General features: G+C 70.3%; 12 protein-coding genes. 1 reads left to right on the top strand and 11 read right to left on the bottom strand.

From position 1 onward, the window contains the following. Positions 1–7 precede the first annotated feature (7 nt). From OR600_RS01585 to OR600_RS01570, 4 genes are all read right to left on the bottom strand, one after another. The gene (locus OR600_RS01585; protein ID WP_265590521.1) at positions 8–1,261 is read right to left on the bottom strand and encodes an amino acid ABC transporter permease; all 1,254 of its coding nucleotides are present in this window, start codon (positions 1,259–1,261) and stop codon (positions 8–10) included. Between the two features lie 94 nt (positions 1,262–1,355). Further along, positions 1,356–2,279 carry a transporter substrate-binding domain-containing protein gene (locus OR600_RS01580; protein WP_135978187.1) on the bottom strand — a complete coding sequence of 308 codons (924 nt, stop codon included), beginning with the start codon at positions 2,277–2,279 and terminating at the stop codon, positions 1,356–1,358. 361 nt (positions 2,280–2,640) lie between these two features. Further along, positions 2,641–4,113 (bottom strand): M20/M25/M40 family metallo-hydrolase, encoded by a 1,473-nt coding sequence (locus OR600_RS01575; RefSeq protein WP_265590520.1) that lies wholly within the window; start codon positions 4,111–4,113, stop codon positions 2,641–2,643. Positions 4,114–4,115: 2 nt separating this feature from the next. Then, the gene (locus OR600_RS01570; RefSeq protein ID WP_265590519.1) at positions 4,116–5,042 is read right to left on the bottom strand and encodes a transporter substrate-binding domain-containing protein; all 927 of its coding nucleotides are present in this window, start codon (positions 5,040–5,042) and stop codon (positions 4,116–4,118) included. A 536-nt stretch (positions 5,043–5,578) separates the two neighbouring features. On the opposite strand from OR600_RS01570, the gene OR600_RS01565 reads away from it, so the two are divergent. Then, the gene (locus OR600_RS01565; protein ID WP_204406821.1) at positions 5,579–6,112 is read left to right on the top strand and encodes a PTS sugar transporter subunit IIA; all 534 of its coding nucleotides are present in this window, start codon (positions 5,579–5,581) and stop codon (positions 6,110–6,112) included. A 132-nt stretch (positions 6,113–6,244) separates the two neighbouring features. Here the strand turns inward: OR600_RS01565 and OR600_RS01560 are convergent, their stop codons facing one another. From OR600_RS01560 to tatC, 7 genes are all read right to left on the bottom strand, one after another. Then, a complete protein-coding gene (locus OR600_RS01560; RefSeq protein ID WP_135978190.1) occupies positions 6,245–7,750 on the bottom strand; it encodes a PSP1 domain-containing protein in 1,506 nt (501 codons plus the stop codon). Then, the gene (locus OR600_RS01555; protein WP_135978191.1) at positions 7,729–8,889 is read right to left on the bottom strand and encodes a DNA polymerase III delta subunit-related protein; all 1,161 of its coding nucleotides are present in this window, start codon (positions 8,887–8,889) and stop codon (positions 7,729–7,731) included. Before OR600_RS01555 ends, OR600_RS01560 begins: the two co-directional genes overlap by 22 nt. Further along, entirely contained in the window at positions 8,882–9,508 is a 627-nt protein-coding gene (tmk, locus tag OR600_RS01550) for a dTMP kinase (RefSeq protein ID WP_135978192.1), read from the bottom strand. The genes OR600_RS01555 and tmk overlap by 8 nt, the downstream gene beginning before the upstream one ends. A 9-nt stretch (positions 9,509–9,517) precedes the next feature. Beyond that, positions 9,518–10,402 (bottom strand): SDR family oxidoreductase, encoded by an 885-nt coding sequence (locus tag OR600_RS01545; RefSeq protein WP_135978193.1) that lies wholly within the window; start codon positions 10,400–10,402, stop codon positions 9,518–9,520. Positions 10,403–10,441: 39 nt separating this feature from the next. Next, complete coding sequence (locus OR600_RS01540) at positions 10,442–11,065, bottom strand: flavodoxin family protein (protein WP_135978194.1); 624 nt, start codon at positions 11,063–11,065, stop codon at positions 10,442–10,444. A 28-nt stretch (positions 11,066–11,093) separates the two neighbouring features. Further along, positions 11,094–13,610 carry a DNA topoisomerase I gene (locus tag OR600_RS01535; RefSeq protein ID WP_265590518.1) on the bottom strand — a complete coding sequence of 839 codons (2,517 nt, stop codon included), beginning with the start codon at positions 13,608–13,610 and terminating at the stop codon, positions 11,094–11,096. A gap of 68 nt (positions 13,611–13,678) precedes the next feature. Continuing rightward, positions 13,679–14,473 (bottom strand): twin-arginine translocase subunit TatC, encoded by a 795-nt coding sequence (gene tatC, locus OR600_RS01530; protein ID WP_135978196.1) that lies wholly within the window; start codon positions 14,471–14,473, stop codon positions 13,679–13,681. Between the last annotated feature and the right edge of the window lie 14 nt (positions 14,474–14,487).

The following is a 14,487-nucleotide window of genomic DNA, read 5'->3' as shown; positions in this document are numbered from 1 at the left end:
CCCCTCCTTAGGACTGGCGCGCGCGGGCGGGCGCGGCGGCGGGATCGGTGGTGGAGCCCACGGGACCCGGGGCCTCCACGTCGAGGCGGGCGGCGAGCATGGTGAGGACCTTGGAGAACACCATGGTGAGAATCAGGTAGACCACGGCCGCGATGCAGTAGGCCTCGAGGCCCTTGTAGTAGATGCCGATGACGCTCGTGGTGGCAAACATCAGGTCGAACACGCCGATGATGGAGAGGACCGAGGAGTCCTTGATGTTGACGATGAGCTCGTTGGACAGGGCCGGGATGGAGTTCTTCACGCCCTGGGGGAAAACGACGCGGCGCATGGCCTGCCACTGGGAGAGGCCCAAAGAGCGCGCCGCCTCGAGCTGGCCGGGGTCGACGGCCTCGATGCCACCGCGCAGCACCTCCATCATGTAGGCCGTGGAGTTGAGGCTGATGGTGACGAGGCCGGCCCAGAACGGAGACCACACCGCGTTGATGTGGGCCGTCTCCCAGCCCATGCCGCGAAACACCGCGAGGCCGGCGAAGTAGACGATGGCACCCTGCACCATCATGGGCGTACCGCGCACCACGGTGGAGTAGAGACGGGCGAAACCTGCACCCACGGCCTTGAAGAAGCGCACGGCGTCGTTCTCGCCGCGGTCGGGCGTCTGGATGCGCAGGAACACGAGGAGCAGCGCCAGGAAGAAAGCGATGACCGTGCCGAAAAGGGCCAGCTCAATGGTGGTGGTCACGCCGGTGACAAAGAGCTGGCGACCGTTGTAGAGCATGTAGACGGCACTCTCGAGAAAGCCAGAAGGGTTGGTGGGGCTGGCGATGGCGCCCTGGCAGAGGGCCACGAAGTGGGCCACGGGTCCCAGGCAGAACAGCGCTATGGCGCAGGCCCACACAAGGTAGCTGAGATAGCGCAAGGGCTTTCTCAGCGTGACGCGGGCCAGCGGGCACCGGCTGCGGTAGGCGCCGCGCAGGACCGCCTTGGCCACGAGCGCCACGGCCGAGAACGCGAGCCAGGCAAGGCACGCAACGGTGAGCACGCGCCCGGCCGCCCCGAGCGGCAAGGTGGCAGTGCAGGCAAGCGAGAAGGCGGCCACGGCGCTCGTGCCGAGCAGCACGTAGGGATGGTCGCTCTTGACGAAGCGGGCCAGGCGGCGGAAAAAGCCGGCCCCCTCGGGCAGAGGCTCGGCATAGGGGTGGAGGTTTTCCTCCTCGCCGAGGACGGCCTCCTCGAGCCTGGGATCGGGTACTCCAAGTGCCATGGCAACTCCTTATCGATGGCGAAGGAGCGCCGGACGCACCTCGGGCGTCCGGCGCTCTCAAAGGCAGGTGGCCTGGATGGCCGAGCAGCCTGGGCTAGGCGGGCTGACGGTCGCAGGCAGCCGTCCAGATCTCCTGGCGCTCGGTGTCGGAGATGGCGTTCACGGCGTCGTTCACGGCGTCGGCCTTCTCATAGCCCTTGGCGTAGCCCACCGAAGCGGGGTTGGTGGTGGCAAAGCCCTTGCCCTCGGCGAACTGGATGGGAACGAGGTTCTCGTTGGAGCGCATGTAGCCCTCCTCGTTCATCTTGGGGTAGGTGACCGCGTCCACAGCGCCCTGGGCCAGCTGAGAGAGAACGGCGGGCATGGTGTCAACGGGGTTGGCGTGGGTGGAGTCGGGCATCTCCTCGCCAATGACGTCGTCGTAGAGGGTGGCCTTCTGGCCCATGACGGTGGCGCCGGCGAAGTCGGCCAGGCTGGTGGCGTTCTCGTAGGGAGAGCCCTTCATGACGAAGATGCCGATGCTGTCCTCGATGTAGGGGTCGGAGAAGTCGATGGACTGACGACGCTCCGGCGTGTCGCTCATGCCGGCGATGATGAGGTCGATCTGGCCGTTGTTGAGGGCGTCCACCAAGCCGTCGAAGGAGAGCTTCACGGCCACGGGCTCGGCGCCGAGGGCCTCGGCCACGCGCTTGGCGATCTGAACGTCGTAGCCGTCGGCGTAGGCGCCGGAGACGTTCTCGATGGGGATGGTGAACTCGGTCTCCTCGGTGGCCTGCCAGTTGTAGGGGGCGTAGGCGGCCTCCATGCCCACACGCAGGGTGGTGCCGGAGCCGCCCTCGGTGGCCTCGGCCTGGGCGCCGTCGGGGGCGGTGCCGCAGCCCGCAAGGGCCGTGGCGGCGACGGTGAGGGCGCCGGCGGCAAGGAAGCCGCGGCGGGTGAGGAAGCCGGAGGCGGTGCGCTTGGGCAGCCCGCCGTTCGTCGAGGACTGGCGCACCGGGGAGGTGTTCTGGTCGTTCATGGCTGCTCCTTCGCATCCAGACGGGACGGGCCCTATGCCCGTCGGTGGGTCCCAGAGTACGATAAAGACGAATACCGAGGTAGGACGCGGTGCCTCCCTTTCACTGCATAGAAACAGTATGCACCCGCAATCCTATGCATCATAGGCCGGATAGGGGAACACGGGTATAAAGTAGCTGGTAAAGTGCATGAATCCGTGAATAGAAACGCGTATCACAGCGCTTTTCAATCGGCTCTATCCGTCAAAAGATACGGCTCTATTGACCACCTATTTGAATAATAGCTGGTAGATTTACTATCATTTATCACACCCATGAGCCAAGCGGCGTATATGTCAGCTGTTTCTGTATACAACCTGTAAGTCAGTGGAGGCAGCAGGCCTCCACGAGGCGGCGCAGGAACGCCGCCCCTTGGGTGAAGGACCGCTCCAGGACACGCTCGTCCGTGCCGTGGACGCCGCGGGAGCTCTCCCCCGCGTCCACCACGAATGCCGAGAACCGCAGGCACTGGTCGCAGACGCCCTCGTACATGCGGGCGTCGCTGGCGCCGACGGCCAGGGTCGGCACGAGCGGCACGGGGGTGCCGTCGGGCTCCGTGAAGAGGGGTGCGGCGGCCTGGCGCAGACGCTCCATGCCCCAGCCGTCCCAACGCGAGACCGCGGAGGGCGGATTGGAGCCGCCCATGAGGGCCACCTCCACGCCGAGGTCGGCCACGAGTTCCCGAACCGCGGACACGAGGCCCTCCAGGGTCTCACCCGGCAGCAGGCGGAAGTTCACGGCCGCCCCCATGTCCTGCGGCATCACGTTGGGCACGGAGGCGCCGCCCTCCATCATCGTGGGCGCGGCCGTGGTGCACACGAGGGGGTAGGTCTCGGGGTCCCGGGCCAGCAGGGTGGCGAGCTCGGTGGCGCAGGCGTCCACGCGGCCCGGGTCCCCTTGGAGGAGGTCCGCCACCGGCCCGCGGGAGATGCGGGGCGCGAGCTCTCGGAACATGGCCGCCACGGGCCCGGTGAGCCGGGGCTCCCCCACGGCGTCCAGAATGCGGGACACCGCCCGGCAGAGCCTGCCGAGGGAGGTGCCGCCCACGGGGTTGGAGGAGTGGCCTCCCGCCGACGCCGCGGAGAGCCACAGGTCGGCGTAGCCCTTCTCGGCCACGGCGACCCCCATCCAATGCCCGTCGCCGCCGAGGCCGGCGAGGTCGTGCACCAGGTAGTCGCCCTCGTCGACGAGGAACACCGGACGCACGCCGCGGGATCCGAGGGTGCGCGCGAGGGCGCGGGCACCCTCCTGGAGGCACTCCTCGTCGTGGCCGCACGCCACCACCACGCCGCGGCGGAGGGGGCGGCCTTCGGCGAGCACGAGTTCCAGGGCCTCGAGGATGCCGGCGAGCTGCACCTTCATGTCGATGGCGCCGCGACCCCAGACCCATGTGCCGTCGGCGGTCCCCGAGAAGGGGCCGTGGGTCCAGTGGTCCTCCGTCCCCGGCATACAGGGCACCACGTCCTGGTGGGCCATGAGCATCACGGGGTCGAGGCCCGGGTCGCGGCCGGGCAGCTCCAGCAGCAGCGCCTGGGGACCGCCGCCGGCCGCGCCCTCCACGAGGGTCTCGGTGGCCGCGGAGAAGACGCGGGGGTAGTGGGACCTCAGGTAGGCGCGCTGCTCCTCGAAGGCGCCCCAGTCACCCGACCCGTACGCCCCCGTGGCCACGGTGGGAAACGACAGGAGGCCGGCCAGGCGCCGGGCGGCCGCCGGGCCGTCGAGCCCGGGGCAGCCGTCGCCGGCGAGGAACGCGAGGACGCCGTCGCCACCCGCGGGCGGCGCTCCATGGGCACCCACGGTCACTCCGGCTGGCGCTCGACGGCGCCGTCCCACAGCTCCTGGCGCTCCGCGTCGGAGAGGTCGGCCAGGGCCCCGTTGATGACGGCGAGCATGTCGTCGTTGCCCTTGGCCACACCCACGCCGGTGGTCACCACATCGGGGAAGCCCTCGCCCTCATCGAACCGCACCGGCACGATGCCGGGGTTGCTCCGCAGGTAGGCAGCCTCGTTCTCCATGTTGTAGGTGGCGGCGTCCGCGGCGCCCTGCTGGAGGGCGGCGAGCACGTTGGGCACGGAGGGCAGCGGGGTCATGTGCACCACGCCGGGGATCTCGTCGATGATGTCGTCGAGCTTGGTGCCCTTCTGACCCACGACGGAGGCGCCGGAGAGGTCCACGAGGGTCTTGGCGTCCTCATAGGGCGAACCCTCGCGCACGAACAGGCCGTAGGTGCCCTCGAAGTAGGGGTCGGAGAAGTCGATGGACTGGCGGCGCTCCTCGGTGGGGGCCATACCGGCGATGATGACGTCGATCTGACCCGAGGCCAGGGCGTCGATGAGGCCGTCGAACGAGAGCTTGACGGCCACGGGCTCACGGTCGAGGGCGGCGGCCACATGCTTGGCGACCTGGACGTCGTAGCCGTCCGCATAGGCGCCGGAGACGTTCTCGATGGGGATGGTGGTGTCCGACGCCTCCGTCACCTGCCAGTTGTAGGGGGCGTAGGCCGCCTCCATGCCCACCCGCAGCGTCTGGGACCCGGACCCGCCCTCGGCCGCCTCGGCCTGGGCGCCGTCGGGCGCCGCGCCGCAGCCGGCGAGCGCGACCGTCGCCGCCGCGAGGGCGCCGGCGGACAGGAACCCCCTGCGTGTGAGGACGCGGGCGGCGGGGCGCTTGGGCAGCCCGCCGTTCGCTGTGGACTGCTGCACCGCGGGGGCGCTGCTCTCGGTCATGGCCGCTCCTTCGCATCCGGGGACGGCACCTTTCCGGCCGCCGTTGGCACGAAAGGGTACGACGTCCCCCGGATCCCTGCGGCCACGGCCGGGGCAACAGTCGATGTATAGAAATAAAATTCGCTCTTGTTTCTATGCATCCATGGGCGTATGGGGTCAAATGTCAGCAAAAAAGCCGGTAAATGTACCTATCCAAACGTATAACCGGCCTTGCTTCCTCCGTTTTTGGGCGAATCCATGCGGTGATTCATACATTCAGGTTGCTATCAATTGCATACTTCGGCGTGAAAGGGGCGGGGTTTGAACCCATCGCCGCCCGGCAATGAATACGGGGCCGCAGGGACGCCCTTTGGGAACCGCCGCCCTGTCCCACCGGTCGTGTCCCGTCCCATCAGTCGAACAGGGCGGCGGGCGGCTGGCATGACAACCTGCCGCGCACCGACGGGCCTGTGGTTTTTGACGCGACCGTGCCACAGCAGAGTCACGCTGGGAATAAAGGGACTAGAGGACTACCCCTTTGCCAGATAGGAGCACCCATGAGCCTCTTCGGCCTGTTCAACAAGAACAACGAGCCCAACCTCGAGGGCATTGAGCCCATCGAGGCCATGGCCAACCCCACCACCATCGCCGCCCCTGTGACAGGTGCCGTCATCGAGCGCACGGATGTTGAGCGCGACATCTTCTCCGAGGGCCTCCTCGGCTGTGGCTGCGGCATCAAGCCCCAGAACGAGGTCGTCTACGCCCCCGTCAACGGCACCGTCACCGTGGAGTACGCCGGCAGCCAGCACGCCATCGGCTTCGTGAGCGAGGGCGGCGCCCAGGTGATCGTGCACGTGGGCATCGACACGGTGGCCATGGAGGGCAAGGGCTTCACCTACCTCGTGGAGCAGGGCGACGGCGTGAAGGCCGGGCAGCCCGTGCTCGCCTTCTCCCGCGAGGCCATCGCCGAGGCCGGCTACGACGACATCGTGACCGTCGCCGTCGTGAACGCCGACGACTTCGAGCGCGTGGAGCTCGTGCAGCACGGCCACGTGGACGCCGGCCAGATCCTCCTGGAGATCACCGACTAGCGCCACCGAGAACCGAGAAGACCGCCTGTCCCGCACCGGGACGGAGAGGCCCCCGCATCCCACCGGGTGCGGGGGCCTTCTTCGTCGCACGTACCCTCGCCGACGGCCGGTCGGCACCGCCGGCCGCGGCCGCTACTCGGCGGCGGGGCCGCCGCCCTTGGGCCGGTTGGAGCGGCGCCTGCGCCTGCGACGCGGTTTCTCCGCACCCTGGCCCCCCTGGGGCTGGCCCTTGGCATCCTGCTGCGGGCGCTGGGCGCGGGGCCTGTCGGCACCCCGGTCGCGGCGCTCCTTGGTGCCGCGCTCCTTGGGCGCGCGCACCTCGGCGCCCTGACCTTGGCCCTGGCCGGGACGGCTCTGCCGGTCCTGGCGGCCACCGCCGTCGCCGGGGCGGCGCCTACGCGTCGCCTTGGGCGCGCCGGCCCCTCCCCCGCGGGTGTCCTGCCGGGCCTCGGCCCCGCGGCACTCCTGCATCTCCGCGCCCTCGCCAGCGTGGTGGCGCCTGCGGCGGCGCCCCGGGCGCTGCCCGTCGCCACCGGCGCTCTCTCCCTTGGCGGCCTTGCGGGCGGCCCGCTTGGCGCGCTCGGCCTCCTTGGCGGCGGCCTCCTCCTTCTTCTCGGCCACCTGCGCCCGGCGCCTACGGCGGCGCTGCTCGCTCACGAACACGATGTCGCTGTCGTCGAAGTCCTGCTGCCCCACGCCGTTGGCGCGGTCGAGCTCGGCGAGGGCCACCTGCACCTCGGAGGACTCCAGGGCCTCGAGCATGGAGCGGGTCACGGTGTCGGGGCGGCACGGGCAGTGATTCTCCTCGGCCTTCTTGCAGGCGCGCTCGGAGCACTCCATGCCGGCCAGGGGCACCTTGATGGACTTGCCGTTCTCCAGGCGCAGGCCCAGCATCTCGCGGGGGGTGTCGTACTCGCAGATCCTGGCCTTGCCGAGCGGGGTGTCGATCACGGCGTTCTTCTTGGGGGCGCGGCCCTTGAAGTCACGGTAGGCCTCGAACTCGTAGCGCAGGCAGCACATGAGACGGCCGCAGACACCGCTGATCTTGGGGCTGTTGAGCGGGAGGTCCTGCTCCTTGGCCATGCGGATGGAGACGGGCTCGAAGCGGGTCTCCCAGCGGGCGCAGCAGAGCTCCTGGCCGCAGCCGGCATAGCCGCCCATGAGGGCGGCCTCCTCGCGCACGCCGATCTGGCGCATGTCGATGCGCTCGTGGAGGGCCCGGGAGAGGTCGCGCACGAGCTGGCGGAAGTCCACACGCTCCTCGGCGGCGAAGTAGCACACGCAGCGCTCTCCGCCAAAGAGGTACTCCACGCCCACGGGCTTGATGGGCAGGCCTGACTCCTTGGCCAGGCGGCGGAACACCGGCAGTGCCTCGTCGCCCTTGGCGGCGAGTTCCTCGGCGCGGTCGTAGTCCTCGTCGGTGGCCTTGCGCACGATGGGCTTGAGGGTGGCGTCGCCGATGGTCTCCCTGAGCTCGGTCTCCGAGACCTCGCGGACGCCCTCGGTCACGAGCCCCATCTCCAGGCCGCGCTCCGTCTCGCAGATGGCGTGATCGCCGGCCTCGATCTGGGCCCCCGCGGGGTCGAACCACAGGTCGGAGAAGGCGAAGGTGAACTTCACCGGGATGACGCGGGGCATAGGGCCTCCTTGAAGGCGAGCAGCATGGCCTCGACGGCCAGGCGGGGGGTGACGTTGTGCGCGATGTCCGCGGCGGCGCGCTCGGCCGCCTCGCAGGCGGCGGCGACGCGCTCGGCACCGGCCGCGGCCAGGGCCTCCACGATGGGGGCGGCGTCGGCGTTGACGGGCGTGGCGGCGCGGTCCTGGGTGGCGACAAAGGCGTCGCGCAGCACGGACTCGCAGATGGCGACGGCCTCCATGATACCCGAGCGCTCCTTGGCCGCATCCTCGCGCTTCTCCTGCTCCTTGACGGCCTTGAGGGCGCCGCGGGTGAGGTACTCCTCGAGCAGGCGGTCCCGCTCCTCGCGCTCCCCGTCGGTCATCGCGCCCTCCCCGTCCGAGAACGACACGGCGGCCGCCTCGGCGACGGTGTCGGCCGCCTGGAGGACGCCCCAGCCGTCGAGCGACCCCAGGCGACCGAGGGTGTCGAGCACGGCGTCGCGCACGGCCCGGCGGGGCGCGCTGGCGAGCAGGGCCGCGGCGTCGGCGGCCGCGGGGCACACGAAGAGCGCCCAGGCGGCCTCGGCCTCGGAGACTCCGGCCGCGGCGGCCGCCTCGGCGACGGCGCTTGCGGCCGCGGGCGCGAAGGGCACCACCTGGCAGCGGCTCACGATGGTGGGCAACACGAGGTCGGGGGCGGGGGAGCAGAGGATGAAGTGGGTGTCGCCCGGGGGCTCCTCGATGGTCTTGAGCAGGGCGTTGGCCGAGACGCCGCGGAGCTGGTCGGCCCGCTCCAGCACGAACACCTTCGCCGGCGAGCGCACCGGCGTCTTCTGGGCGCGGGCGATGACCTCGTCGCGCACCTGCTCGATGCGGTAGCCCGTGGCGGAGTCGGGCGACAGGATCGTCACGTCGGGGTGGTCGCCGGCCGCCACGAGGCGGCAGTCGTCGCAGGAGGCCGTGTCGCCGCAGCCGCCGCGGGGGCACACGAGGGCCTGGGCCAGGGCCACGGCGGCCCTGTGGGCCTCCTCGCCCGCAGTGCCGCAGAACAGGTAGGCGGCCCCCACGCGCCCCTGGGCCAGAGCGTCGGCGAGGAAGCGCCTCACCCGGGGCTGGCCGTCGAGGGCGGAGAGGCACGGGGGCACGGCGGTCTCAGACATGGACGCCCCTCTCGGCGAGGGCCGCCACCACGGCGCCCCAGACCTCGTCGGGGGTGCCCGACGCGTCCACGCGCGCCACGCGGTCGCCGTGGCGGCGCCAGACGTCCTCGTAGCCGGCGCGCACGCGCTCCTGAAAGGCGAGGCCCTCGGCCTCGATGCGGTCGCAACCCCCGGACAGGGCGCGCCCCAAGGCGCGACGCGGGCTGACGTCGAGCCAGAGCGTGACGTCGGGCACGCAGTCGCCGCAGGCCAGGGCGTTGGCCCCCTCCACCATGGAGGCGGGCAGGCCTCGGCCGGCGCGCTGGTAGGCCGTCGTGGAGTCGGCGAACCGGTCGCACACCACCCAGGCGCCGCAGGCCAGGGCCGGCCCCACGACCTCCCCCACCAGCTGGGCGCGGGAGGCCTCGTAGAGGAGGAGCTCGCACGGCGCCGTCATGGCCCCGTTGGCAGGGTCCAGCAGGAGGGCCCGCACCTTCTCTGAGATCGCGGTGCCGCCGGGCTCCCGCAGGCGCACGACCTCGCGGCCCGCGGCCTCGAGGGCCGCCGCCAGCCGTGCCGCCTGGGTGGTCTTGCCCGACCCGTCGGTCCCCTCCAGGGTTATGAACGTTCCCCGCTCCACGACGGCCTCCTAGAAGGGCTTCTCGGGGAAGCCGAAGTCGGCCATGATGGCGGCCACGTTGCCCTCGAAGGTGCCGGGGTCGATGCCCGCGGCGCGGATCTTGGAGGAGTCGAGGCGATAGTCGCGGGGCTGGTCGGCGTAGCTCTCGAGGTCCGGGCGAATGAGGGCGTCGACCTCCTCGGGCGTCGCGCCGAAGGCCGCGGCCAGGCGCCGGGCGCACTGGTACACGGAGCCGTCGGTCTCGGCCGCGAAGTTGTAGGTGCCCCGGGGCAGCTCGCAGACCTGGGTGAAGGAGTCCGCCAGGTTCTGAGCGTAGGTGAGGCAGCGGCGGTCGTGGACCTTGAACGAGGCCGGGGTGCCGGTGCGCACGGCCTCGAGCACCTGGAGCGCCACGTTGGGGCTCGGGCGCACGCCGTGGAGGGGCATGCCCATCATCCAGGAGAGGCGCAGGGTCACATGGTCGACATCGGAGGCGGCGAGCCAAGCGTCCACCTCGGTCTTCTGGCGGCCGTAATGGGAGTGGCTCTCGGGCTCGGCGTCCTCGGCGAAGGGCGCGCCGGAGGTCTTGGCGTTGAAGGTCTGCTCGGTGGTGATGAACAGGAACCTCGCACCCTTGTCGCGGCACACCTCGGCTAGGGCGATGGGCGACTCCACGTTCACCCGGTGGGTCATCTCGGGATCGTTCTCGCAGAGGGCCGTGGCGGCCACGGCGGCGGTGTGGAGGAGCAGGTCGAAGTCCAGCGCCGAGAAGTGCGCGCGCACGGCCTCGGGGTCGGCGAAATCGACGTCGGCGCGGGTCACGGGCACGATGTCGAACCGGTCCGCGTTGTACAGGGCCACGAGGCTCGCGATGTAGCCGTTGGCGCCGGTGATGACGAGATTTCTCCTGGACATGGGGTCTCCTTCCAACGACGGCGGCGTCCCGCCGCCACGTCAGTCGCCGATGAAGTTGGTGCGCACGCCCGGCTCGTGGAGCGGACGGTCGACGCCCGCCTCCTGGCCCGCGGCGATGCAGCGGAGCATCCAGGCCATGTTGCGGCCGAGGGTGCGCATGGTCTGCAGGCCCTCGGCGTCGCGGCGCACCTGCTCGGGGCTGTTGCCGTGGACCATGTTCCAGTACTGGGACGGCACCACGGGCATATTGTTGATGAGGAAGTACTGGTTGAGCCGCTCCAACGTGGCCGTGGTGCCGGCGCGGCGCGCGCTGCACACGGCGGCCGCCGGCTTGAAGGCCAGGCGGTTGGAGGCCGCGTAGAACAGGCGGTCCATGAACGCGCAGAGGCCGCCGTTGGCGCCGGAGTAGTAGACCGGCGAGCCCACGACGAGGCCGTCGGCCCCCGGCAGGAGCTCGATGACCTCGTTGACCACGTCGTCGACGGCGCAGAGGCCCGTCCGCTTGCAGCGGCCGCAGGCGAGGCAGCCGGAGCGCACCGAGGCGCCCACGTTCTTGACCTGGGTCTCGACTCCGCACTCGTTGAGGACGCCGGCCACCTCGTTGAGGGCGGTGCGCGTGCACCCGCCGGCGTGGGGGCTCCCGTTGATGAGCAGGACCTTCATGACAGACCTCCCATGGTGTGGGGTGCGGCTACGAGCGCTTGCGGGCGGTGCGGGCGCGGCCGCGGGGCGCGCCCTTGCCCCTCTTCTCCTTGCCGGGGCAGTCCATGTTCACGCAGATGCGCCAGGGGCCGCGGTCGGTCTCCACCTCCACCACGGGGGCCCCGCAGTGGGGGCAGGTCTCGCCCGTGGCCGACAGCTTGCCGCGCTGGGGCAGCGGGTAGCTCACACCGCACTCGTCGTAGTTGGTGCACCGGATGAAACGCTTGCCGGTCTTCTCGCTCTTGTGGGCCACGAGGTCGCCGTGGCGGCCGGCCTCGGCGCACACCGGGCAGGTGCCCACCACGACATCGGGCTCGCGGTTGGTGGGACACACGGGGTTCACGCACTGCTCGTAGGGCTTGGAGCGGAACGGCCACACCTTGAGGCGCGGGGCGCCGCACTCGGGGCACGGCTCCTCGAGCGGCTCGATCTTGTCGGTGTTGCGGCCCGGCACCGGGTAGGTGACGTCGCAGTCAGGCCAGCCCATGCAGCCGATGAACCGGGAGCGGGTCTTGGCGGAGTTCTTGAGCACGAGGTCCTTGCCGCACTTAGGGCAGGCGCCCACGCGGGCGTCGGCGGTCACGGCGTCGGCGATGGCCTCACCGAGGTCGTCGGTGTGCTCGATGAGGTCGTCCATCATGCCGGCAAGCAGCGCGCGGGAGCGGTCCACCACGGCGGCCTCGCTCGTGGCGCCCTCGGACACGCGGGTCATGTCGTCCTCGAGGGTGCTCGTCATCTCCGGCGTGGTGATGGTGGGGGCGAACCGGTCGAGGGCGTCGATAATGGCCATGCCCAGCTGGCTCGGCTCCACGGGGTTGTTCTTGAGGTACTTCACCTGGAAGAGGCGGTCGATGATGGAGGCACGGGTGGACTTGGTGCCCAGGCCGCGCCTCTCCATCTCCTGGATGAGGCGGCCCTGGCTGTAGCGCGCCGGCGGCTCGGTCTGCTTGGCCTCGCAGGCCACGTCGCGCACGGCTACGGCGTCGCCCTCGGCCATGGCGGGCAGCTGCTCGTCCTTCTTGAGGCCGTAGGGGTAGATGGCGCGGTAGCCCTTGGTCTTGAGCACGTCGCCGGAGGCCAGGAACGGCTGGCCGGCCACGTCGATCTCCACCTTGGTGCCCTCGATGACGGCGGGGCCCATGAGGGTGGCGAGGAAGCGGCGGGCGACGAGGTTGTAGAGCTTCCAGGCCGCGGGCTCGAGCTTGTCGGGGTCGGCCGGGGCCGTGGGGTAGATGGGCGGGTGGTCGGTGGTCTCCTGCTTGCCGCGGGTGGCCTTGACGGGGCCGCCCGAGAGGATCTGGTCGACCACAGGGGCGTAGGCCGGCACCTTCCTGAGGGCCTTGGCCGTGGCGGCGAGGTCGAGCGACGACGGGTAGACCGTGTTGTCCACGCGGGGGTAGGAGATGAGGCCGTCCATGTAGAGCGACTCTGCGAGGCGCATGGTGCGGCCGGGCGCGAGCCCCTCGGCCGCGGCCGCGGCCTGGAGCGACGTGGTGTTGAAGGGCGCGGGGGGCTTGGAGGTACGGCTCTTGCGGGTGACGGCGCACACGGTGCCCTCGGTGGCCCCCTTCACGGCGGCGAAGGCCTCCTCGGCCTCCTCGGCCTTCCAGAAGCGACCCTTGGCGTGGGAGATCCTGAACTCCTCGCCGTCCTTCTCGCCCATGCCCTGGATGACCCAGTAGTCCTCGGGCACGAACGCCTGGCGCTCGCGCTCGCGCTCCACCACGAGGGCGAGCGTGGGGGTCTGCACGCGACCGGCGCTGCGCACGTTGCCGAAGCCGCCGTAGCGGGCCATGGTGAGGTAGCGCGTGAGGGCGGCACCCCAGATGAGGTCGATGTACTGACGGCTCTCGCCGGCGTCGGCGAGGTCCTGGTCGAGCTCCACGAGGTTGTCGAAGGCGTGGTCGATCTCGGCCTTGGTGTAGGCGGAGTAGCGGGCGCGGGTCACCGGGACGTCGGGGTTGACCATGCGCACCTGGGAGAGGGCGTCGGAGCCGATGAGCTCGCCCTCGCGGTCGAAGTCCGTGGCGATGACCACCTCGTCGGCCTTCTTGGCCAGGTTCTTGAGGGCGCGGATGATGCCCTTCTCGGCCGGCTTCTTCTCCACCGGGGCCCACACGAGGTACGGCAGGCTCGGCACCTTCCAGCCCTTGATGTCGATGCCGTCGGGCAGGTAGGGCTTGCGGGGTTTCTTGGGGGTGCCGTCCTTCTTGAGACCGCCGTCGAACGGGGGCCTCGGCAGGGTGTCGGGGACGTCGGCGGCCAGGACCTCGCCGTCCTCGTCCACGGCGAACCAGCCCTCGCCGTCGGCGTAGTGCAGCTCCCGCGGGAAGTCGGGGGCCAGGATGTGGCCGCGCAGGCCGACGGCCACCCAGTCGTCGCCCCCGCGGCGGAAGCGGTAAACCGGCGTGTCGTAGACCTTGTCGTTCTCGGGCCTCCCGGACTCGCTCAGGAGCCGGGCTATCTGCTTGGCCGCGTCGTTCTTCTCGGCGATGACGAGTACCACGGCTCTCACTCCCTCATAGGTTCAAGGGGGCCCGCCCATCGTGCGGACCCCCGGCGGTTGCGGTTCCTCTAGTCGTCGGCGCGCTCCGCGTGGAGCTCGTAGTCCTCGCGGGTCCACCGGAGCGACTCCGGCCCGTCCTGCCGCACCAACACCACGCGGGCCACGGCGAGGGACGCCTCGTAGAGCATGACGAGCGCGGCGAACATGAAGAACATGGTAACCGGGCTGGCGTCGGGCGTGACCACGGCCGAGAAGACCAGGAGCCCGACATAGATGAAGCGCCAGTTCTCGCGGAACGTCTTGTAGGTCACCAGGTGCAGGATCGACAGGTAGAAGATCACGAGGGGCACCTGGAAGGCGATGCCGAAGCCTATCTCCAGCAGCATGATGATGGAGATGTAGTCCTCGGCGTTGGGCAGCACCGTGGCGAAGGCGCTCGACTGGTCGATCATCCAGCCGAAGGCCGCCGGCAGGATGACGAAGTAGCAGAACACCATGCCGAGGAAGAACAGCGCCACCATGGCCCCCACCGTGGGCACCACCCAGCGCTGCTCGTTGGGCTTGAGCGCCGGCAGGAAGAACGCCAGGACCTCCCAGATGATGATGGGGCACGTGATGATGACGGCCGCGAAGCAGGCCACCTTGAAGCGGATGGTGAAGCCGCCGAGAGAGCTCATGATGGCGAGCTTGCCGCCGTTGGGCAGGAAGCCGCGGATGGGGTCGATGACGATGTCGATGATGGTGGGCGTGGCCATGTAGACGGCCACGGCGCAGACGACGACGGCCACCACGATGATGGTGAGCCGGCGGCGCAGCTCGCCGAGGTGGTCCATCAAGGGCATGCGTGCGGGTCCGATGGGCATGGGCGGACGGGAGC

Source organism: Granulimonas faecalis (genome assembly GCF_022834715.1).
Classification (GTDB): domain Bacteria; phylum Actinomycetota; class Coriobacteriia; order Coriobacteriales; family Atopobiaceae; genus Granulimonas; species Granulimonas faecalis.
The sequence above is the reverse complement of the archived record's forward strand: the minus strand, read 5'-3'. Positions and strand labels throughout refer to the sequence as shown.

Coding starts and splice junctions, on each gene's coding strand:
- OR600_RS01585 (WP_265590521.1), bottom strand. CDS start 1,261: ATGGCACTTGGAGTACCCGATCCCAGGCTCGAGGAGGCCGTCCTCGGC.
- OR600_RS01580 (WP_135978187.1), bottom strand. CDS start 2,279: ATGAACGACCAGAACACCTCCCCGGTGCGCCAGTCCTCGACGAACGGC.
- OR600_RS01570 (WP_265590519.1), bottom strand. CDS start 5,042: ATGACCGAGAGCAGCGCCCCCGCGGTGCAGCAGTCCACAGCGAACGGC.
- OR600_RS01565 (WP_204406821.1), top strand. CDS start 5,579: ATGAGCCTCTTCGGCCTGTTCAACAAGAACAACGAGCCCAACCTCGAG.
- OR600_RS01560 (WP_135978190.1), bottom strand. CDS start 7,750: ATGCCCCGCGTCATCCCGGTGAAGTTCACCTTCGCCTTCTCCGACCTG.
- OR600_RS01555 (WP_135978191.1), bottom strand. CDS start 8,889: ATGTCTGAGACCGCCGTGCCCCCGTGCCTCTCCGCCCTCGACGGCCAG.
- OR600_RS01545 (WP_135978193.1), bottom strand. CDS start 10,402: ATGTCCAGGAGAAATCTCGTCATCACCGGCGCCAACGGCTACATCGCG.
- OR600_RS01540 (WP_135978194.1), bottom strand. CDS start 11,065: ATGAAGGTCCTGCTCATCAACGGGAGCCCCCACGCCGGCGGGTGCACG.
- tatC (WP_135978196.1), bottom strand. CDS start 14,473: ATGCCCATCGGACCCGCACGCATGCCCTTGATGGACCACCTCGGCGAG.